Genomic DNA, 19,309 nt, shown 5'->3' with positions numbered 1-19,309 from the left:
CATGATCCCCGACGAGGCGGTCCTGATCGCCGCGATGCGTGAGGCCGTCGCCGAATCGCGGGCGGCACTCGGTGGGGTCTCGCCGAATCCGGCGGTCGGCGCCGTGTTGCTGACGCCGGACGGTACCGAGATCGCGCGCGGTCACACCCAGCCGCCGGGAGGTGCGCACGCCGAGATCGAGGCGCTGCGCCGCGCCGGGGATGCGGCGCAAGGCGCGACCGCGGTGGTCACCCTCGAGCCGTGCAATCACACCGGACGCACCGGTCCGTGCGCACAGGCGCTGATCGAGGCGGGTGTGGCCCGGGTGGTCTACGCCGTCGGCGATCCGAATCCGACCGCGGCGGGTGGCGCGGAGCGGCTGCGCGCGGCGGGAATCGAGGTGATCGCCGGTGTCGGTGCCCTCGACGCGCGGTCGGGGCCGTTGCGCGGCTGGCTGTTTCGCCAACGCTTCGGACGTCCGCTGGTCACCGCGAAGGTCGCGTCCACCCTCGACGGTCGCATCGCCGCACCGGACGGCACGAGCCAGTGGATCACCGGGCCGCAGGCGCGTGCCCGGGCACATCGGCAGCGTGCCGAACTCGACGCGATCATCGTCGGCACCGGGACCGTCGTCGCCGACGACCCCGCACTGACCGCGCGGCTGCCCGACGGCACGCTACACGCACACCAACCCACCCGGGTTGCCATGGGAGAGCGCGAGATTCCCGACGATGCCCGGATTCGTGACAGCACGGTGGGCGGTTTCCGGCATGTCCGCACCCACGATCCGGTCGAGGTACTCGCGGCGCTGCACGAGGCGACATGGGTGCTGGTGGAGGGCGGTCCGGGGATCATCGGTGCGTTCCTCGACGCGGACCTGGTCGACGAGGTCGACAGCTATGTGGCGCCGAAGATCCTGGGTGCTGGGCCGTCCGCGGTCGAACGGACCGCGACGATCACGCTCGCCGACGCGACCGAACTACATCTGGCCGGCGTCGAACAACTCGGTGACGACGTCCTGATCCGGAGTGTGTCCGACCGGTTACTGCCGTGAGCGCTTGCGGGCGCCGTTGCGGCCCAGGATCCAGCCCGCGAGCAGGCCGCCGAGCGCGACGATGGTGAGGATCAGCCACTGCCACGAGCTGATGGAGAACATCAGGAAGCGCACCTGCACGTGCTGGGTGTTCTGGGCGATGAAGATGATCGCGACGATCACCAGGATCAGCGGGAGCCAAAAGCGTTTCAGGAGTCCGAGGACCATGTCGCCGGGTGTTCGGGCTGCGGGTCCGGCGGACGTCCGCGTCGACTTGTCGGCCATGCTGGCGTCGCCTTTCGCCTTCTACCGGGTCCGAGAATCGGACTCGGGTGTGGCGAATCCTAGCGCAGCGGCGCTCGCCGCCGGGCGGCAATGGGACTCGCCTCCCCGCGTAAGTGGACCGCCGTACTGGTTGGGTCCGCGACCTCGTGCTAGCGTCGATACGTACGTTCTCGGGGCGGGGTGAAACTCCCCACCGGCGGTGATGGTGTGGCACAGGCGACACCGAGCCCGCGAGCGCCCGTCCACTCGGACGGGGACAGCAGATTCCGGTGTGAATCCGGAGCCGACGGTCATAGTCCGGATGCGAGAGAACAAGACGGCCCTACACCGTCCTGTCTGCTCCGAGCGAGCTCGACAGGAGGTAGAAGGTGTTCACAGGCATCGTCGAGGAGCTGGGCACCATCGTCGGGCGAGATGATCTCGCCGACGCGGCCCGACTCACCATTCGTGGCCCACGGGTCACCTCCGACGCCGGCTTCGGCGATTCGATCGCGGTCAACGGCGTGTGTCTGACGGTCGTCGAATTCGACGACCAGCAGTTCACGGTGGATGTGATGGCCGAAACCCTCCGCCGCAGTTCGCTTGATCGACTCGGACCGGGCAGCTCGGTCAACCTCGAACGCGCCATGCGCGCCGACGGCCGGTTCGGCGGTCACATCGTACAAGGGCACGTGGACGGCACCGGCACCGTCGTGGCGATCACTCCCTCCCAGAATTGGACGGTCGTACGCATCGGCGTCGATCCGCGTCTGAGTCGCTATCTCGTGGAGAAGGGCTCGATCACCGTTGACGGTGTATCGCTGACCGTCTCGGCGATCGGCGCCGGGAGCGAAGCGAGCGGGCCGGGTGACATCGGCGCCGGGAGCGAAGCGAGCGACGGCGACTGGTTCGAGATCTCGTTGATCCCCACCACTTTGCAGGAGACCAACCTGGGGTCGGCGTCGGTCGGCGCGGTGGTCAATCTCGAGGTCGACGTCCTCGCCAAATACGTCGAACGACTCCAGGCGACCCGCGCCGAGACGACCCGAACCCCGAAAACGTCCGGCGCGACGTCCGGCACAGCAGAGGTGAAGTGATGAGCGAGACCGTCAGCGACGAGACCGTGAATGAATCGGCAAGTGCGGCAGTGCATCTGGATACCGTCGAGCGGGCGATCGCCGACATCGCGGCCGGCCGGGCCGTCGTGGTGGTCGACGACGAGGATCGCGAGAACGAGGGCGATCTGATCTTCGCCGCGGAAAAGGCCACCCCCGAGCTCGTGGCGTTCATGGTGCGCTACACCTCGGGATACCTGTGTGTGCCGCTGGCCGGTGACGACTGTGATCGGCTGGGACTCCCGCCGATGTATTCGATGAACCAGGACAAGCACGGCACCGCCTACACGGTCACCGTCGACGCGCGGGAGGGCATCGGCACCGGGATCAGCGCCTCGGATCGGGCGACGACGATGCGGTTGCTCGCCGACCCGGCGAGCACCGCGGGGGATTTCACCCGTCCGGGCCATGTGGTTCCGTTGCGCGCCAAGGAGGGTGGCGTGCTGCGCCGGCCCGGGCACACCGAGGCGGCCGTGGATCTCGCCCGGCTGGCCGGTCTCGCGCCGGCGGGCGTGATCTGTGAGGTGGTGTCGCAGAAGGACGTCGGGTCGATGGCCCAGACCGACGAGCTGCGCATCTTCGCCGACGAGCACGATCTCGCGTTGATCTCGATCGCCGACCTGATCGCGTGGCGACGCCGTCACGAGAAGCATGTGGTCCGCGTCGCCGATGCCCGCATCCCCACCCGGCACGGGGATTTCCGCGCCGTCGGATACACCAGCATCCACGACGACGTCGAGCACGTGGCACTGGTGATGGGTGATCTCGCCGGAGCCGACGGCAGCGGCAGTGATGTGCTGGTGCGGGTGCATTCCGAATGCCTCACCGGCGACGTCTTCGGTTCGTTGCGCTGCGATTGCGGTCCGCAGCTCGATGCCGCGATGGAGATGGTCGCCGCCGAGGGACGCGGTGTGGTGCTCTACATGCGCGGTCACGAGGGGCGCGGCATCGGTCTGCTGCACAAGTTGCAGGCCTACCAGTTGCAGGACGCGGGGTCGGACACCGTTGATGCGAATCTGCAGCTCGGTCTGCCCGCCGATTCCCGCGACTACGGTCTGGGCGCCCAGATCCTCGTCGACCTCGGGGTCACCTCGATGCGCCTGCTCACCAACAATCCGGCCAAGCGGGTGGGACTCGACGGGTACGGGTTGCATATCGTGGAGCGCGTGCCGATGCCGGTGCGGGCGAACAAGGAGAATCTGCGGTATCTGCGGACCAAGCGTGACCGGATGGGTCACGACCTCGACGGTCTGGAGAACTGGGACGGTCCGGACAACTGGGATCCGCACGGCACACTGGATTCGGCGGCTGGAGATGGCGGACCGGCATGAGCAGCTCACCGGCACGAGCTGCGGATCTGTGAGAGCGGAGGACCTCTATGAGCGGACACGGTGAACCCACCCTCGAGTTGGGGGATGCGGGCAAACTGCGCCTGGCGATCGTCTCGTCGCAGTGGCACGCGACGATCTGTCGGGCACTGCTCGACGGTGCGGTGCGGGCCGCGGCCGAGCACGGGGTCGACGATCCGACCATCGTTCAGGTGGCCGGCGCCATCGAACTGCCGGTGATCGTGCAGGCGTTGGCGCGTACCCACGATGCGGTGGTCGCGCTCGGCGTGGTCATCAAGGGGGAGACCCCGCACTTCGACTACGTCTGTGACGCGGTCACCGCGGGCCTGACCCGGGTGTCGCTGGACGAGTCGACCCCGGTGGGCAACGGGGTGCTCACCACGTTCACCGAGGAGCAGGCCCTGGATCGGGCCGGATTGCCGGAGTCCAAGGAGGACAAGGGCGCTCAGGCCACGACGGCGGCGCTGGCCTCGGCCCTGACCCTGCGCGCGCTGAGTCGCGGCGAGGCCTATCCCGGGTCGGTGACGACGGCCGCGGCGTCGTGAGCGAGGCGCGACCGGAGTCCGCGGTGTCCGATGCGTCGACGTCCGAGTGGGACATGGAGTACCGGTCGCGGCGCCTGCGGCTGATCGGTATCGTCGCCGCGGCGGTGGTGGTGGTCATCCACGTCACCTTCGGTCTGCTGCTGACCATCTCCAACACCGGTCCGGACAACATCGGGTGGTCCGATCAGGCCGCGCTCATCTGTATCGGCCTCGTCGAGGCGTGCGCCATCATGTTGCTCGCCCGGCCCCGCCTTCGGGTCGGCGCTCGGGGGGTGTCGGTGCGCAATCTGGCCACCGAGCGGCTCTTCGGCTGGGATCAGGTACGTGGACTGAACTACCCGGACAAGGGTTTTGGCGGTCAGCTCGAGCTTCCCGCCGACGAGCACGTCCCGGTGCTGGCGATCCAGGCCGGTGACGGTGCCCGCGCGATCGAGGCGATGGAACGCTACCGGGAGATCGAGCAGCGCTACCGTCGCGGCTGAGTGGGGGACGCGCGATGATCGATCTCGACGCCGTGGGGCAGACCGCACTCGGGGTGGCCTATGTCCGCGCCTACGAGTCGCTGCGTCGTGATGCGCTGTTCACCGACCCGTTGGCCGTTGCATTGTTCGAATCCGCTGTCACCGATCCCGACGGCACCCTGCTTCCGATGCCGCCGGTCACCGACGCCGCGGGTCGCGAACGTCGCGGCATGTACCACTGGATCGTCGCCCGCACCCTGTTCCTCGACGACCTGTTCGGATCGGCCGCGCGCGACGGGATCGAGCAGTTCGTCATCCTGGGGTCCGGACTCGACGCGCGGGCCTTCCGCCTGGACCTGGGGCCCGCGGCGGTGGTCTACGAGCTGGACCGCCCGCCGGTGGTCGAGGTCAAGGAAGCTCTCGTCGCCGAGCACGGGTTGCTCGCCACCACCGGACGCCGGGTCGTACAGGCGGATCTGATCACCGACTGGTTGCCCACCCTGATCGAGGCCGGTCTGCGCACCGACGAGCCGACATGCTGGCTCGCTGAAGGACTCCTGGTCTATCTGGAACCGGAGATCGCGCGGCGGGTGATCGACACCATCGGGGCGGCGTCGGCACCCGGATCACGGGTCGGCGTCACGGTCCGCTCCACCCGTCGCACGAGTACCGATGGCCCCTTCGCGCAGGTGGCCGCGCTCTGGCACGAGGATCCGGGCATCGCCGGGCGCTTCGCCGACACCGGATGGACGTGTGAGCTCACCGACACCGTCTCGGTACTCGCCGCGGCGGGGCGAGCCATCGATGCCGAGCTCGCGGGCCCGGGGACCGTCGACGACGGTTCGCCACGACCGTCGGCGAGTCTGCTCGCCGGCCGGTACGCATCCCGATCCGTCGGCCGCGCCGACTAGCCTGGAACACGTGGCCGACCCGAGTACCTACCGTCCCGCGCCCGGGACGATCCCCACCGATCCGGGGGTCTACAAATTCCGTGATTCCCATGGCCGCGTCATCTATGTGGGCAAGGCCAAGAACCTGCGCTCGCGTCTGACGTCGTACTTCGCCGACATCGCCTCGCTGCATCCGCGTACTCGTCAGATGGTGACCACCGCGGCGTCGGTGGAGTGGACGGTCGTCGGCACCGAGGTCGAGGCGCTGCAGCTGGAATACAACTGGATCAAGGAGTTCGATCCCCGGTTCAACGTCCGTTATCGCGACGACAAGAGTTACCCGATGCTGGCGGTCACCCTCAACGAGGAGTATCCGCGGCTGTTCGTCTATCGCGGGCCGCGGCGTCGCGGCGTGCGCTATTTCGGTCCGTATTCGCACGCGTGGGCCATCCGGGAGACCGTCGACCTGCTGACCCGGGTGTTCCCGGCCCGTACCTGCTCGGCCGGGGTGTTCAAGCGGCACGGGCAGATCGACCGGCCGTGTCTGCTCGGCTACATCGACAAGTGTTCGGCGCCGTGCATCGGCCGGGTCAGCGCCATCGAACACCGCGAGATCGTCAACGATTTCTGTGACTTCCTGGCCGGCCGTACCGACCAGATGATCAAGCGTCTCGAGCGTGAGATGGCCTCGGCCGCAGAAGCACTCGACTTCGAACGGGCGGCGCGTCTGCGCGACGACGTGGGGGCGATGCGGCGCGCGTTGGAGAAGCAGGCGGTGGTCCTCGGCGACGGCACCGACGCCGACGTCATCGCGATGGTCGGCGACGAACTCGAGGTGTCGGTGCAGATCTTCCACGTCCGCGACGGTCGGGTGCGCGGTGAGCGCGGGTGGGTCGTGGAGAAATCCGACGACGACGACATCGGCGAGCAGGTCGGGCAGTTCCTCACACAGTTCTACGGCGCCCAGGCCGATCTCGACGCGACCGTCGAGGTCGGCGAGGACCGCGAACGCGGTGAGTCGGTGCCGCGTGAGGTCCTCGTCCCCGCGCTTCCCGCCGAGCACGAGGAACTGACCGAGTTCCTCTCCGATCTGCGCGGCAGCCGCGTCAGTCTGCGGGTACCGCAGCGCGGCGACAAGAAGGCGTTGTTCGAGACGGTCGCCCGCAACGCCGGAGAAGCGTTGACGCAGCACAAGTTACGCCGTGCCGGTGACCTGACGACGCGGTCGGCGGCGCTGACCGAGTTGCAGGAGGGCCTCGGACTCGACCAGGCCCCGCTGCGGATCGAGTGCGTCGACATCTCGCACGTGCAGGGCACCGACGTGGTGGCCTCGCTCGTCGTCTTCGAGGACGGCTTGCCCCGCAAGTCCGATTATCGGCACTATTCGATCCGCGAGGCGGCCGGCGACGGCCGCTCCGACGACGTCGGCTCGATCGCCGAGGTGACCCGCCGACGTTTCCTGCGCCATCGTGCCGATCAGGCCGACGGCGTCGCCGCCCAGGTGGCGGCGCAGGTGGCCGCCGACCCCGAGTCCAAGAAGACGCGACGATTCGCCTATCCGCCGAATCTGTTCGTCGTCGACGGTGGTGCGCCGCAGGTGCATGCCGCGGCGACCGTTCTCGACGAGCTCGGCGTCACCGACGTGGCGGTGATCGGTCTGGCCAAGCGACTCGAGGAGATCTGGGTGCCCGGTGACGACGAACCGGTGATCCTCCCCCGCTCCAGCGAGGCGCTGTTCCTGCTGCAGCGGGTGCGCGACGAGGCGCACCGTTTCGCGATCACCTTCCACCGCAGCAAACGCAGCAAACGCATGACCGAGTCGGTACTCGACGGCGTTCCCGGGCTCGGACGCTCCCGGCGCACCGCGCTGGTCACCCACTTCGGCTCCGTCGCCAAGTTGCGGGAGGCCACCGTCGATGACATTGCCGCGGTCCCGGGCATCGGCCCGGGGACCGCCCGGGTGGTGCACGACGCGCTGGCCGGCGATACGCCACAGGCCACCGGCGATTCGGTGGCCGGACCGGCCGAGACCCCTCACGATGTGACGGCGGGATGGACATGAGCACGAGCGGAGGCACGGACATGACCGACAGCGATCCCGCGCACGGGGCACCGGGAGGAGGCGCCTCCGGTGTGAGCACCGACGGACTCGTCGTCCTGTTCGTCGCGGGCATGTCCGGCGCCGGCCGCTCCACGGTGGCCAACGTGCTCGAGGACGACGGGTGGTACGTCGCCGACAACGTGCCGCCCGCGCTGATCTCGACGATGGTCGACCTCGTCGCCGACAGCGATCCGCCGATCCTGCGGCTGGCCATGGTGTTACGCGCTTCCGACGAGAGCCTGGGCGAGCAGTTGCGCACGCTGCGCGCACAACTCGCGACCACCGGCACCCAGACGCGACTGCTGTTCCTCGACGCCAGCGATCAGGTGCTGGTCCGCCGCTTCGAGCAGGTCCGCCGTCGCCATCCGCTGCAGGGCAGCGAAACCCTGGTCGAGGGGATCGCTCGGGAGCGGGTGATCCTCGCGCCCCTCAAGGATTCCGCCGACCTCGTCGTGGAGACCTCGACGCTGACCGTCGCCAAACTGCGTGAGGTGGTGGAGGATTCGTATCCGCACGACGCGAGTTCGCGGCTCAGCGTGGCCGTGCAGTCCTTCGGATTCAAGTACGGGCTACCGATCGACTCCGATCTCGTCGCCGATGTCCGGTTCCTGCCGAATCCGTATTGGGTGGCCGATCTGCGGGAGCTCAACGGTCGCGACGCGCCGGTGCGGGAATACGTCCTCGGCCAGGACGACGCCGGGCGCTTCGTCGATCTCTACACCGAACTGATCGGTGTCGTGGGCAAGGGCTATCTCCGAGAAGGCAAGCGCTACATGACCGTCAGCATCGGATGCACCGGCGGCAAGCACCGTAGTGTCGCGATCTCCGAGGAGTTGGCGCGTCGCCTGCGGGTCGCCGCCGACGAGGCGGGCGCCGCGCGCTACGACGTGCGGGTCATGCACCGGGATCTGGGGCGCGAATGAGTGCCATGCGAATCGCCGCGCTCGGCGGCGGCCACGGTTTGTATGCGACGCTCACCGCGATGCGCTATCTGAGCCCGCACGTGACGGCCGTCGTGACCGTCGCCGACGACGGCGGGTCGTCGGGCCGGTTGCGTTCGGAACTCGGGGTGATCCCACCGGGTGATCTGCGAATGGCGATGGCGGCGTTGATGTGTGCGCCCGCAGCCCTCGACGGTCTGGCTGGTCGTCCCGACCCGGACGCCGACCGGCGGCACCACGAGTTGTGGGCGGAGACCTTGCAACACCGGTTCGGCGGCTACGGTGCGCTCGCCGGACATCCGGTGGGCAACCTGCTGCTGGCCGGGCTGACCGAGGTCCTCGGCGACCCGGTGGCCGCCCTCGACGAGATGATGCGTGTGTTCGACGTCGACGGCCGGGTGCTGCCGATGTCGTCGGTCCCGTTGGAGATCGAGGCCGACGTCTCCGGGCTGGAATCCGATCCGCGTATCTCCCGGGTCATCCGCGGTCAGGTGGCCGTGGCGACCACCCCCGGCAAGGTGCGTCGGGTGCGGCTCCTGCCCTCGGAGCCCCCGGTGTGCGAGCCGGTGATCACCGCCATCGACGAGGCCGATCTCGTGGTCCTCGGTCCGGGCTCGTGGTTCTCCAGTGTCATCCCGCACGTCCTGGTGCCCGACCTGCTGGAGGCGTTGCAGCGCAGCACTTCTCGCAAGGTGCTGATCGTGAACCTGGCGCCGGAGCCGGGGGAGACCCCGGGATTCTCGGTGGAGCGGCACCTGCATGTGCTGCACGCCCACGCCGACACGTTCGCGATCGATCATGTGGTGGTCGACGAGTCATCGGTACCCGCCGGACGAGAGCGCGATCACCTCGAGCGGGCCGCCGGGATGTTCGGCGCGACCCTGGAGATCGGCGATCTCGCCGTTCCCGGGCGCCACGTCCACGACCCGGCGAAAGTTGCGGGCCTGATCAAGCAACTGTGTTCGCGTGAACCGACCCGTTAGGCTGGCTCAACGTGGTTGCGCGGGCAGGGGAGGCCAGGGCGCGCCCTGGGAGTACAGACATGGGGTCCGCGGATGACAGGAGGACCCGGCGATGACAGGAGGACAGGGACCGGTGGCGATGACCGCGGCGGTGAAGGACGAATTGAGTCGGCTCGCCGTGACGCAGGTGAGTCCGCGCAAGGCCGAGGTGTCGGCGCTTCTGCGGTTCGCGGGAGGCCTGCACATCGTGGCCGGGCGCGTGATCGTCGAGGCCGAGGTCGACATGGGCAACGTGGCGCGACGGCTGCGCCGGGAGATCCACGACCTGTACGGATACACCTCCGAGGTCCATGTCCTGCGCGGCGGCGGACTGCGCAAGTCGGCGCGCTACATCGTGCGGGTCACCGCCGACGGTGAGGGCCTCGCCCGGCAGACCGGCCTGCTCGATCTGCGCGGCCGACCCGTCCGCGGGCTGCCCGCGCAGGTCGTCGGCGGCAGTGTCGCCGACGCCGAGGCCGCCTGGCGCGGTGCGTTCCTGGCGCACGGGTCACTGACCGAGCCCGGCCGGTCGTCGGCGCTGGAGGTCAGCTGCCCCGGTCCGGAGTCCGCTCTGGCACTCGTCGGGGCAGCCCGGCGACTGGGGGTGTCGGCGAAGGCCCGCGAGGTGCGCGGCGCCGACCGCGTCGTCATCCGCGACGGTGAGGCGATCGGCGCACTGCTGACACGGATGGGCGCACACGACACGCGCCTGGTCTGGGAGGAACGCCGGATGCGCCGGGAGGTGCGGGCGACGGCCAACCGCCTCGCCAATTTCGACGACGCGAACCTGCGACGCTCGGCGCGCGCCGCGGTCGCGGCCGCCGCCCGGGTGGAGCGCGCACTGGAGATCCTCGGCGACGAGGTCCCCGACCACCTCGCCGCCGCCGGACATCTGCGCATCACCCACCGGCAGGCCTCGCTGGAGGAACTCGGCCAGCTCGCCGATCCACCGATGACCAAGGACGCCGTCGCCGGCCGGATCCGCCGACTGCTGTCGACCGCGGACAAGAAGGCGCATGCCGAGGGCATCCCCGACACCGAGTCGGCGGTCACCTCGGATCTGCTCGACGAGGCCTGATCGACGGTTGCCGACCCGATCGTTCGGTCGGCGGTACGGGTGTGCCAGTGCACCCGTAGCGCTGCCCACGATCAGGCGTCCTACTAGGCTGGACCCGACGCCGGTTGGCCATGAGCCGATCGGCCACCAGGAGCGGTGCGGGCAGATGACCCCGTGCCGAGACAACCGCTAAGGAGCACACCAGTGACTGTTCGGGTAGGCGTCAACGGATTCGGCCGGATCGGCCGCAACTTCTTCCGCGCCGTCGAAGCACAAAAAGCATTGGGTACCACCGACATCGAGATCGTCGCCGTCAACGATCTGACCGACAACGCCACCCTGGCACACCTGCTGAAGTTCGATTCGATCCTGGGCCGCCTGCCGCAGGAGGTTTCCCTCGACGGCGATTTCATCGTCGTCGGCGACCAGCGCATCAAGGCCCTCGAGGTCAAGGAAGGCCCGGCGGCGTTGCCGTGGGGCGACCTCGGCGTCGACGTCGTCGTCGAATCCACCGGTATCTTCACCGCCGCGGAGAAGGCCAAGGGCCACCTCGACGCCGGCGCCAAGAAGGTCATCATCTCCGCACCGGCCTCCGGTGAGGACATCACCATCGTCATGGGTGTCAACGACGACAAGTACGACGGCAGCCAGAACATCATCTCCAACGCCTCGTGCACCACCAACTGCCTCGGCCCGTTCGCGAAGGTGCTCAACGACGAGTTCGGCATCGTCTCGGGTCTGATGACCACCGTGCACGCCTACACCCAGGACCAGAACCTGCAGGACGGCCCGCACAAGGATCTGCGTCGCGCCCGCGCCGCGGCCATCAACGTGGTGCCCACCTCGACCGGCGCGGCCAAGGCCATCGGCCTGGTCCTTCCTGAGCTCAAGGGCAAGCTCGACGGTTACGCGCTGCGCGTGCCGATCCCGACCGGTTCGGTCACCGACCTCACCGCGATCCTGGAGAAGTCCGCGACCGCCGACGAGATCAACGCCGCGATGAAGGCCGCCGCCGAGGGTCCGCTCAAGGGCATCCTCAAGTACTACGACGCGCCGATCGTCTCCAGCGACATCGTCACCGACCCGCACAGCTCGCTGTTCGACGCCGGGCTGACCAAGGTCATCGGCAACCAGGTCAAGGCCGTCTCCTGGTACGACAACGAGTGGGGCTACTCCAACCGCCTCGTCGACCTGTCCGGCCTGGTCGGCAAGTCTCTCTGACCGACCGGTCGCTGACGAACCCAACCGTTACGGAGCAATGCTGCAATGGGTGTACCCACTCTGAAAGACCTTCTCGACGAAGGCGTTTCGGGTCGCGGTGTGTTGGTTCGATCGGATTTCAACGTCCCGCTCGACGGGTCGACGATCACCGATCCGGGCCGAATCCTCGCCTCCCTGCCGACGCTGAACGCGCTCATCGACGCCGGCGCCAAGGTGATCATCACCGCGCATCTGGGCCGCCCCAAGGGCGAGCCGGATCCGAAGTACTCACTGGCGCCGGTCGCCGAGCGTCTCGGTCGGGAGCTGGGCCGCAACGTCCAGCTCGCCGGTGATGTCGTCGGCTCCGACGCGCTCGCGCGCGCCGAGGGACTTACCGACGGTGATGTCCTGCTGCTGGAGAACGTGCGGTTCGATCCGCGCGAGACGTCCAAGGACGAGTCCGAGCGTGAGGCGCTGGCCAAGGCCTTCGTCGAACTCGTCGGTCCCGACGGCGCCTTCGTCTCCGACGGGTTCGGGGTGGTGCACCGCAAGCAGGCCTCGGTGTACGACGTCGCCAAACTCCTCCCGCACTACGCGGGTGAGCTGGTGGCGGCCGAGGTCAAGGTGCTCTCGGCACTCACCGAGGACCCGGAGCGGCCCTACGCCGTGGTGCTGGGCGGCTCCAAGGTGTCCGACAAACTCGGCGTGATCGAGGCGCTGGCACCGAAGGTCGACACGCTGGTCATCGGCGGCGGTATGGCATTCACGTTCCTGGCCGCCCAGGGTCATGGCGTGGGCACCTCGCTGCTCCAGGAAGACCAGATCGAGGTCTGCAAGGGCCTGCTGGAGCGATTCGGCGACGTCATCCGGCTGCCTGCCGACGTGGTGGTGGCCGACAAGTTCGCCGCCGACGCGCAGTCGCAAACGGTCTCGGCCGACGCCATCCCCGACGGATGGATGGGTCTGGACATCGGACCGGAGTCGGTGCAGCGCTTCGCCGCCCTGCTCTCGGGTGCCAAGACGATCTTCTGGAACGGGCCGTCGGGCGTGTTCGAGTTCGAGAAGTTCGCCGCGGGCACCAAGGGCGTCGCCGAGGCGATCGCCGGCGCCACCAAGGCCGGTGCGTTCACCGTCGTGGGCGGCGGCGACTCCGCGGCCGCGGTCCGCACGCTCGGGCTGCCTGACGACGACTTCTCGCACATCTCGACCGGCGGCGGTGCGTCGCTGGAATACCTGGAGGGCAAGGAATTGCCGGGACTGAAGGTGCTGGAGTCATGAGCGGATCCCGCAAGCCCCTCATCGCGGGCAACTGGAAGATGAACCTCAATCATCTCGAGGCCATCGCCCTGGTGCAGAAGATCGCATTTGCCTTGCCCGCGAAGTACTTCGAGAAGGTCGACGTGACGGTGATCCCGCCGTTCACCGACATCCGCTCGGTGCAGACGGTCATCGATGGCGACAAGCTGCTGTTGACCTACGGTGCCCAGGATCTGTCGGCGCACGATTCCGGTGCCTACACCGGCGAGATCAGCGGCGCGTTCCTCGCCAAGCTCGGGTGCACCTTCGTCGTCGTCGGGCACTCGGAGCGACGCACGATGCACGCCGAGACCGACGAGGTGGTGCTCGCCAAGACCAAGGCAGCGCTCAAGCACGGTCTGACGCCGATCGTCTGCATCGGTGAGGGACTCGACATCCGCGAGTCCGGGGAGCACGTCGCCTGCAACGTCGCGCAGTTGAAGGGTTCGTTGGCGGGACTGTCGGCCGAGGACATCGCGAAGGTCGTCATCGCCTACGAGCCCGTCTGGGCGATCGGTACCGGTCGGGTGGCCAGTGCCGCCGACGCGCAGGAGGTCTGCGCGGCGGTGCGTGCCACGCTCGCCGAGATCGCCGGTGCGTCGACCGCCGCCTCGGTGCGCGTGCTCTACGGCGGATCGGTGAACGCCAAGAACGTCGGCGACATCGTCGGCCAGACCGACGTCGACGGGGCACTGGTCGGCGGCGCCTCGCTGAAGGCCGACGAGTTCTCCACGTTGTCGGCGATCGCCGCGGGCGGCCCCCTGCCCTGAGCGATCGCTCAAACGCGTACACTGGTCGAGCCGGTTGCATTGCTCGTGGAAGTGACCGGCTCGACCATGTCGTCGGGCCCCTGGCCGGACGCGACTCGATTCCAACCGACAAGGATCTGCCTGACGTGCTCGAAACAGTTCTGGACATCGGCCTGATCATCACCAGTGTGCTGCTGGTGATCCTGGTTCTGCTGCACCGGGGTAAGGGCGGTGGCCTGTCGTCGCTCTTCGGTGGCGGTGTGCAATCGAGTCTGTCCGGCTCGAGCGTCGTCGAGCGCAACCTCGACCGGTTGACGATCTTCGTCGGGTTGGTGTGGTTCATCTTCATCATCGGTATCGGCGTCGACATCAAGCTGTCCGCCTGACCTGACACATTTTTCCCTCGACCCGGTGCGGCCACGGCCGCATCGGGTCGAGTGCTTTCTGTGTACCGGACTTTCTGTGCACCGAGATGCCCACCCGAGATGCCACCGTCACGCACAGCCGCAATACTGGGGCCATGACCTCTCCTTCGCGCGGTGCCCCGGACTGGCGTCCTTCCATCTCGATCGTCGACCACATCGTCGTCGACGACGAGGGCCGCACCCTCACCGAACCGCTTCGTGAGGACATCCGGCTACTCGGCGGCATCCTCGGTGACATGGTGCGCGAACATTCCGGGTCGGAGGTCTTCGACCTCGTCGAGTCGGCGCGGGTCGCGGCATTCAAGATCAGGCGGGCCGAGATCGATCGCGACGAGCTGGCCGACCTCTTCGTCGATCTCGACATCGCGGTCGCCATGCCGATCATCCGCGCGTTCAGCAGTTTCGCGCTGTTGGCCAACCTGGCCGAGGACATCCACCGTGAACGCCGACGCATGATCCATGTGCGGGCCGGGGATCCGCCACAGGACAGCAGCCTGGACGCCACATACGCCAAACTGGCCGAGGCCGGTCTCGGTGATGACGAGGTGGGCGATGCGCTCGCCGACGCGACGGTGGTGCCGGTGATCACCGCCCATCCCACGGAGACCCGTCGGCGGTCGGTGTTCGAGGCGCAGAACCGGATCACCGAACTGATGCGATACCGGTCGCGGACCGAGCTGACCCCCGCCGAGGAGGCCGCGGTCACCGAGGGAATCCGGAGGCAGATCCTGACGCTGTGGCAGACCGCGTTGATCCGCCTCGAGCGGCTCACCATCCAGGACGAGATCCGTTCGGGTCTGCGCTATTACGACGCGTCGTTCTTCGAGGTCGTGCCCAAGATCAACACCTCGGTGCGGGCCGCGTTGCGGTCGGCGTATCCGAACGCGGGCCTGGCCGACGAGCCGATGCTGCGGATGGGTTCGTGGATCGGCGGTGACCGCGACGGCAACCCGTTTGTCACGGACGAGATCGTGGAGATGGCAACGACTCTCGCGGCGCGCACCGCGATCGGCAATCATTTGTCGGAGCTCGAGGCGCTCGCGCAGGAACTGAGCATGTCGACCCGACTGATGACGACGTCCGACGCGGTCTACGGGCTTGCCGGGGTGCCCCGCGAGGACGCGGCCGCCGACGAGCCGTTCCGTCTTGCATTGCGCCACATCCGTTCTCGGTTGGTGGCCACCGCGACCGGGCTGTTCGGTGAGGAGGTGATGAAGACCTCGGATCTGTTCCTGCTCGACGGTGCCGACGCCTACTCGACCGCCGACGAACTGCTCGCCGACCTCGACGTCATCGATGCCGGACTCCGCGCCGCCAACGACGACATCATCGCCGACGACCGGCTACTGCGACTCCGGGAGTCGGTGCGCACCTTCGGGTTCCACCTGTCCGGGCTGGACATGCGACAGAACTCCGACATGCACGAGGACGTCATCGCCGAACTGCTGGCGTGGGCCGGCGCGCACCCGGACTACCGATCGCTGGACGAGGCCGAGCGGGTCGAGATCCTGACCAATGAACTCGCCGCCCGGCGGCCGCTCACCCGGCCCGATGCCGAGTTGTCCGAGTTGGCAACCAAGGAACTCAACATCGTCCGTGCGGCCGCCGCTGCGGTGGCGCGGTTCGGACCGCAGTCGGTGCCCAACTACATCATCAGCATGTGTACCTCAGTCAGCGACATGCTCGAGCCCATGATCCTGTTGAAAGAAGCCGGGCTGATCGACATCGACGGCGACACCGGGAAACTCACCTCGACGGTTCGAATCGTCCCACTGTTCGAGACCATCGAGGATCTGCAGCAGGGTGCCGAAACCCTGTTGGCCGCCTTGGACATCCCGCTGTACCGCGACCTCGTCGACGGGCAGTCGGGCATGCAGGAGGTCATGCTCGGCTATTCCGATTCCAACAAGGACGGCGGCTACATGGCCGCGAACTGGGCGCTCTATCGCGGTGAACTCGATCTGGTCGAGGCCGCGGCCAAGGCCGGAATCCGGTTGCGGCTCTTCCACGGTCGTGGTGGCACCGTCGGCCGTGGTGGGGGACCGAGCTACGACGCCATCCTGGCCCAGCCGCCGGGCGCGGTCCAGGGGTCGCTGCGCATCACCGAACAGGGTGAGATCATCGCAGCGAAGTACGCCGAACCCGTCAGCGCGGAACGCAATCTGGAGACGTTGCTCGCTGCGACCATCGAGTCGTCGCTGCTCGACGTCGAGGGACTCGGAGACGAATCCGAGGACGCCTACACCACTCTCGACGAGATCGCGGCGCTGGCCCGGTCGGCCTACAGCGCGCTGGTGCACGAGACACCGGGGTTCGTGGAGTACTTCACGACGTCGACGCCGCTGTCGGAGATCGGTGCACTCAACATCGGCAGCCGTCCGGCGTCGCGTAAGCAGACCGAGAAGATCTCCGATCTGCGGGCCATCCCGTGGGTGCTGTCGTGGACGCAGTCTCGCGTGATGCTGCCGGGTTGGTACGGTACCGGCGCCGCGTTCGAGCAGTGGGTCGGCGACGACCCCGTCCGCCTGGCCACCCTGCAGCGGTACTACGAGAAGTGGCCGTTCTTCCGCACAGTCATGTCCAACATGGCGCAGGTTCTCGCCAAGTCCGACATGGGGCTCGCACATCGGTACGCCCAGCTCGTCCCCGATGAGCAGTTGCGCGACACCGTCTTCGGGATGATCGTCGACGAGCACGAGCGCACCATCGCGATGTATTCGAAGATCACCGGCACCAACGATCTGCTCGCCGACAACGCGGCGCTCAAACGGTCGGTGTACAACCGCTTCCCGTACCTCGAGCCGCTGAATCTGCTGCAGGTCGAGCTTCTGCGTCGCTTCCGCGCCGGTGACGATTCAGCCCGAATCCGTCGTGGTATCCAGCTGACGATGAACGGTTTGGCGACCGCGCTACGCAACAGCGGCTAGGTCCTCGGTCGAGGTGCTTTCCCTGGTGGTCGAAGTGCCTTTCCCCGATGGTCGAGGTGCTTTTTCTTGGTGGTCGAGGTGCGACGAGCGCTAGCGAGGAGCCTCGATACCCGGTGAGCCACAGCTGGTTCCACCCCACAGCAGAACCCTGTCACCGCGGATATGTGACAATCACTTGCCCTGTCCGTCGGTTCCGCCACTCCACCTGCCGATCCAGGAGGAGCGTCGGCAGCCACTCGGCGAGGTGTTTGCGTTGGTGATCGGCCCGACACAGCGGGATCAGGTCACCGAGCACTGTCCATCCTCCGGCTTCGGGGTCGGCATGGTTGAAGGGTCGCCAGTGGTCGAGGTCGCACCGGTGTGACGGCATCCCACAGTACGGGTATCGGCACCACACATCGTTCGCCAACACCTCAGCGCGCAAGGTCGCGCTGGGTGCATACGTCAATGCCCCAGGTGGTGGCACGGTGTGACCACCGTGTCCGGTCGGATCTGCTGGTGGGGCTTGGGGTCGGTCGGAGATCTGCGGGATGAGTGGTCCAGCCGTACGGGCGGATTCGGGGTAGTGGATGGTTTTCGCTATCTCGGCGAGGGTGGTGGCGTAGTCGGGGTCGATGGGCCCGTATCCCTGCAATCGGGGTACGAGAATACCGTCGGGGTCAGTGACCACCGTCAGTACGGGTGCGCCGGGTACGACCAGGGCACGCCCGAACGCCACCGGCACCTCATCCGGGGTCGGCTCATCCAGGGGGTCGGTGACGTCGGGTTCGACGACCGGCTCCACCAACTCGACGTCGGGAGCGTCGGCGTCAGCGGGTGTTTCGGCCGACCCGTTGCTGTCGGTGCCGCTACCTCGTTTCGGGCAATCATCTTGTCCGCATGCGCAGTCGAGCCGGGCGCCGGGCACGCCGGTGATCTCCCCAAGTGCGATCACCCGCAGCGATCCCACGCGACGCGGGTCCTTGCGGCAGGTCCGTTCATCAATGAGGGCGTTGATCTGCGTCGTGAGAAATACTCCGTAGTGCGCGGGTACCACCGCATCCAGAGCGGAGTGCCCGGCGACGTCGGGGGTGATGGTGACGTTTCCCACCAGATCGGTGATGGTGTCGCGGTCCTCGATCACACTGTCGGGGTTCATCGAAATCAACGCGGCGTCAAGCTGTTGCGATAGCACCGGGTCGGTGGTGGCCCGAGACCCGTAATCCAGGACGATCTCCTCGAACGACAGCCCGGACTCGTCACCATCGGTGCTGTCACCCTCGGTGCTGTCGGTGTCGGTGTCTCCGCCACGTTGGGCGGCGCGCGCCATGATCGAGGCCCGATTCGTCGACAGTTCCCCATTCAGGTAGGCGGCGCGGATGAGTGGGAACTTCTCCAGGAGGTCCGCCAGCGCTATCCAGTTGCCGGCTTTGCTGCGGGAGACCTTGAATTGCAACGACACTTCGGCCCGGCCGAGTCTCTCGGCATGTTCGACCACCGACCCCCACACACCGGTCTCGGGCCGCCCGGCCAGATGCTCACGAAACACCCGCTCCGCCAGAGCGGCGGCAGTCAGGACTGTCCGGGCCTCGTATTTGCGGGACTGGCGGAGCAGGTCCGGGCCTGTCTCGGTGAGCTCATCCCGCGTCATGGATGTGATCGCGGTGGCGTCGGCATCCGGATCGGTGAACGTCAACACACTCGACACCAGTACCTCCCCTCCCGCTATCGGACTTGATGAGAACAAGTGTACGAAGGGGTACCGACAAAACTGGTCCGACGAACGCGCGGCTCCAGAAATCTGTGGACAACTCTTTTCGAGCGCGTCGATTGGGCGCCGATGTGGTTGCGATGCTTGTCATCTCACCAGGGTCTCGAGGCTCGCCGCACGCGGCTCACACCTCGACCATCGGGGGGACGGCCAAGCATCCGCGATGGAAGCGCTCGACCACCGGGGGAAGGGCAAGCTTCGGCCAGCGAATGTTCCGTCGTTCTAC

The 19,309-nt window shown here is 67.6% G+C and carries 17 protein-coding genes and 1 riboswitch; of the genes, 15 read left to right on the top strand and 2 right to left on the bottom strand.

Annotated features, from left to right (window positions below; genetic code table 11):
* Position 1 precedes the first annotated feature (1 nt).
* Positions 2 to 1,033 carry a bifunctional diaminohydroxyphosphoribosylaminopyrimidine deaminase/5-amino-6-(5-phosphoribosylamino)uracil reductase RibD gene (gene ribD / locus QNM97_RS11755; protein ID WP_283822874.1) on the top strand — a complete coding sequence of 344 codons (1,032 nt, stop codon included), beginning with the start codon at positions 2 to 4 and terminating at the stop codon, positions 1,031 to 1,033.
* Here the strand turns inward: ribD and QNM97_RS11750 are convergent.
* Positions 1,022 to 1,297 carry a lipopolysaccharide assembly protein LapA domain-containing protein gene (locus QNM97_RS11750; RefSeq protein WP_283822873.1) on the bottom strand — a complete coding sequence of 92 codons (276 nt, stop codon included), beginning with the start codon at positions 1,295 to 1,297 and terminating at the stop codon, positions 1,022 to 1,024. The two genes, ribD and QNM97_RS11750, sit on opposite strands and share 12 nt — an antisense overlap.
* A 162-nt stretch (positions 1,298 to 1,459) precedes the next feature.
* Positions 1,460 to 1,614, top strand: a riboswitch (FMN riboswitch).
* 51 nt (positions 1,615 to 1,665) lie between these two features.
* Here QNM97_RS11750 and QNM97_RS11745 point away from each other — a divergent pair.
* The 14 genes from QNM97_RS11745 (at position 1,666) to ppc (ending at position 17,333) form a co-directional block, all read left to right on the top strand.
* Positions 1,666 to 2,373: a riboflavin synthase gene (locus QNM97_RS11745; RefSeq protein ID WP_283822872.1), complete on the top strand. Its 708-nt coding sequence runs from the start codon at positions 1,666 to 1,668 to the stop codon at positions 2,371 to 2,373.
* Positions 2,373 to 3,722 carry a bifunctional 3,4-dihydroxy-2-butanone-4-phosphate synthase/GTP cyclohydrolase II gene (locus QNM97_RS11740; RefSeq protein ID WP_283822871.1) on the top strand — a complete coding sequence of 450 codons (1,350 nt, stop codon included), beginning with the start codon at positions 2,373 to 2,375 and terminating at the stop codon, positions 3,720 to 3,722. The genes QNM97_RS11745 and QNM97_RS11740 overlap by 1 nt, the downstream gene beginning before the upstream one ends.
* Before the next feature lie 47 nt (positions 3,723 to 3,769).
* Positions 3,770 to 4,285 carry a 6,7-dimethyl-8-ribityllumazine synthase gene (gene ribH, locus QNM97_RS11735; RefSeq protein ID WP_006370284.1) on the top strand — a complete coding sequence of 172 codons (516 nt, stop codon included), beginning with the start codon at positions 3,770 to 3,772 and terminating at the stop codon, positions 4,283 to 4,285.
* Positions 4,282 to 4,767 (top strand): PH domain-containing protein, encoded by a 486-nt coding sequence (locus QNM97_RS11730; protein WP_283822870.1) that lies wholly within the window; start codon positions 4,282 to 4,284, stop codon positions 4,765 to 4,767. The genes ribH and QNM97_RS11730 overlap by 4 nt, the downstream gene beginning before the upstream one ends.
* 14 nt (positions 4,768 to 4,781) lie before the next feature.
* Complete coding sequence (locus tag QNM97_RS11725; RefSeq protein ID WP_283822869.1) at positions 4,782 to 5,657, top strand: SAM-dependent methyltransferase; 876 nt, start codon at positions 4,782 to 4,784, stop codon at positions 5,655 to 5,657.
* A 10-nt stretch (positions 5,658 to 5,667) separates the two neighbouring features.
* A complete protein-coding gene (uvrC, locus tag QNM97_RS11720; RefSeq protein WP_283822868.1) occupies positions 5,668 to 7,698 on the top strand; it encodes an excinuclease ABC subunit UvrC in 2,031 nt (676 codons plus the stop codon).
* Between the two features lie 20 nt (positions 7,699 to 7,718).
* Entirely contained in the window at positions 7,719 to 8,660 is a 942-nt protein-coding gene (gene rapZ / locus QNM97_RS11715; protein WP_283822867.1) for an RNase adapter RapZ, read from the top strand.
* On the top strand, positions 8,657 to 9,661 hold the full coding sequence (locus tag QNM97_RS11710) for a gluconeogenesis factor YvcK family protein (protein ID WP_283822866.1): 1,005 nt from the start codon (positions 8,657 to 8,659) through the stop codon (positions 9,659 to 9,661). Before rapZ ends, QNM97_RS11710 begins: the two co-directional genes overlap by 4 nt.
* A 118-nt stretch (positions 9,662 to 9,779) precedes the next feature.
* Positions 9,780 to 10,757 carry a DNA-binding protein WhiA gene (whiA, locus tag QNM97_RS11705; RefSeq protein WP_283823175.1) on the top strand — a complete coding sequence of 326 codons (978 nt, stop codon included), beginning with the start codon at positions 9,780 to 9,782 and terminating at the stop codon, positions 10,755 to 10,757.
* Between the two features lie 183 nt (positions 10,758 to 10,940).
* Positions 10,941 to 11,957 (top strand): type I glyceraldehyde-3-phosphate dehydrogenase, encoded by a 1,017-nt coding sequence (gene gap, locus QNM97_RS11700; protein WP_014359939.1) that lies wholly within the window; start codon positions 10,941 to 10,943, stop codon positions 11,955 to 11,957.
* A 45-nt stretch (positions 11,958 to 12,002) separates the two neighbouring features.
* The gene (locus QNM97_RS11695) at positions 12,003 to 13,214 is read left to right on the top strand and encodes a phosphoglycerate kinase (protein ID WP_283822865.1); all 1,212 of its coding nucleotides are present in this window, start codon (positions 12,003 to 12,005) and stop codon (positions 13,212 to 13,214) included.
* Positions 13,211 to 14,002, top strand: coding sequence for a triose-phosphate isomerase (gene tpiA / locus QNM97_RS11690; RefSeq protein ID WP_283822864.1), 792 nt, complete (start codon positions 13,211 to 13,213; stop codon positions 14,000 to 14,002). Before QNM97_RS11695 ends, tpiA begins: the two co-directional genes overlap by 4 nt.
* Positions 14,003 to 14,127: 125 nt before the next feature.
* Positions 14,128 to 14,367 (top strand): preprotein translocase subunit SecG, encoded by a 240-nt coding sequence (gene secG, locus QNM97_RS11685; protein WP_006370296.1) that lies wholly within the window; start codon positions 14,128 to 14,130, stop codon positions 14,365 to 14,367.
* A gap of 134 nt (positions 14,368 to 14,501) precedes the next feature.
* Positions 14,502 to 17,333 (top strand): phosphoenolpyruvate carboxylase, encoded by a 2,832-nt coding sequence (ppc, locus tag QNM97_RS11680; protein WP_283822863.1) that lies wholly within the window; start codon positions 14,502 to 14,504, stop codon positions 17,331 to 17,333.
* A 151-nt stretch (positions 17,334 to 17,484) separates the two neighbouring features.
* Here the strand turns inward: ppc and QNM97_RS11675 are convergent, their stop codons facing one another.
* Entirely contained in the window at positions 17,485 to 19,020 is a 1,536-nt protein-coding gene (locus QNM97_RS11675; protein WP_283822862.1) for an HNH endonuclease signature motif containing protein, read from the bottom strand.
* Positions 19,021 to 19,309 lie beyond the last annotated feature (289 nt).

The sequence above is a fragment of the Gordonia sp. L191 genome, assembly GCF_030077625.1.
GTDB classification, from domain to species: domain Bacteria; phylum Actinomycetota; class Actinomycetes; order Mycobacteriales; family Mycobacteriaceae; genus Gordonia; species Gordonia polyisoprenivorans_A.
Note: the sequence above shows the minus strand (reverse complement) of the source record. Positions and strands in the feature narration are given on the sequence as shown.

What these genes read in the sequence shown, in the direction of transcription:
- ribD (WP_283822874.1), top strand. Translation starts at nt 2, where the DNA reads ATGATCCCCGACGAGGCGGTCCTGATCGCCGCGATGCGTGAGGCCGTC.
- QNM97_RS11750 (WP_283822873.1), bottom strand. Translation starts at nt 1,297, where the DNA reads ATGGCCGACAAGTCGACGCGGACGTCCGCCGGACCCGCAGCCCGAACA.
- QNM97_RS11740 (WP_283822871.1), top strand. Translation starts at nt 2,373, where the DNA reads ATGAGCGAGACCGTCAGCGACGAGACCGTGAATGAATCGGCAAGTGCG.
- ribH (WP_006370284.1), top strand. Translation starts at nt 3,770, where the DNA reads ATGAGCGGACACGGTGAACCCACCCTCGAGTTGGGGGATGCGGGCAAA.
- QNM97_RS11725 (WP_283822869.1), top strand. Translation starts at nt 4,782, where the DNA reads ATGATCGATCTCGACGCCGTGGGGCAGACCGCACTCGGGGTGGCCTAT.
- rapZ (WP_283822867.1), top strand. Translation starts at nt 7,719, where the DNA reads ATGACCGACAGCGATCCCGCGCACGGGGCACCGGGAGGAGGCGCCTCC.
- QNM97_RS11710 (WP_283822866.1), top strand. Translation starts at nt 8,657, where the DNA reads ATGAGTGCCATGCGAATCGCCGCGCTCGGCGGCGGCCACGGTTTGTAT.
- whiA (WP_283823175.1), top strand. Translation starts at nt 9,780, where the DNA reads ATGACCGCGGCGGTGAAGGACGAATTGAGTCGGCTCGCCGTGACGCAG.
- QNM97_RS11695 (WP_283822865.1), top strand. Translation starts at nt 12,003, where the DNA reads ATGGGTGTACCCACTCTGAAAGACCTTCTCGACGAAGGCGTTTCGGGT.
- tpiA (WP_283822864.1), top strand. Translation starts at nt 13,211, where the DNA reads ATGAGCGGATCCCGCAAGCCCCTCATCGCGGGCAACTGGAAGATGAAC.
- ppc (WP_283822863.1), top strand. Translation starts at nt 14,502, where the DNA reads ATGACCTCTCCTTCGCGCGGTGCCCCGGACTGGCGTCCTTCCATCTCG.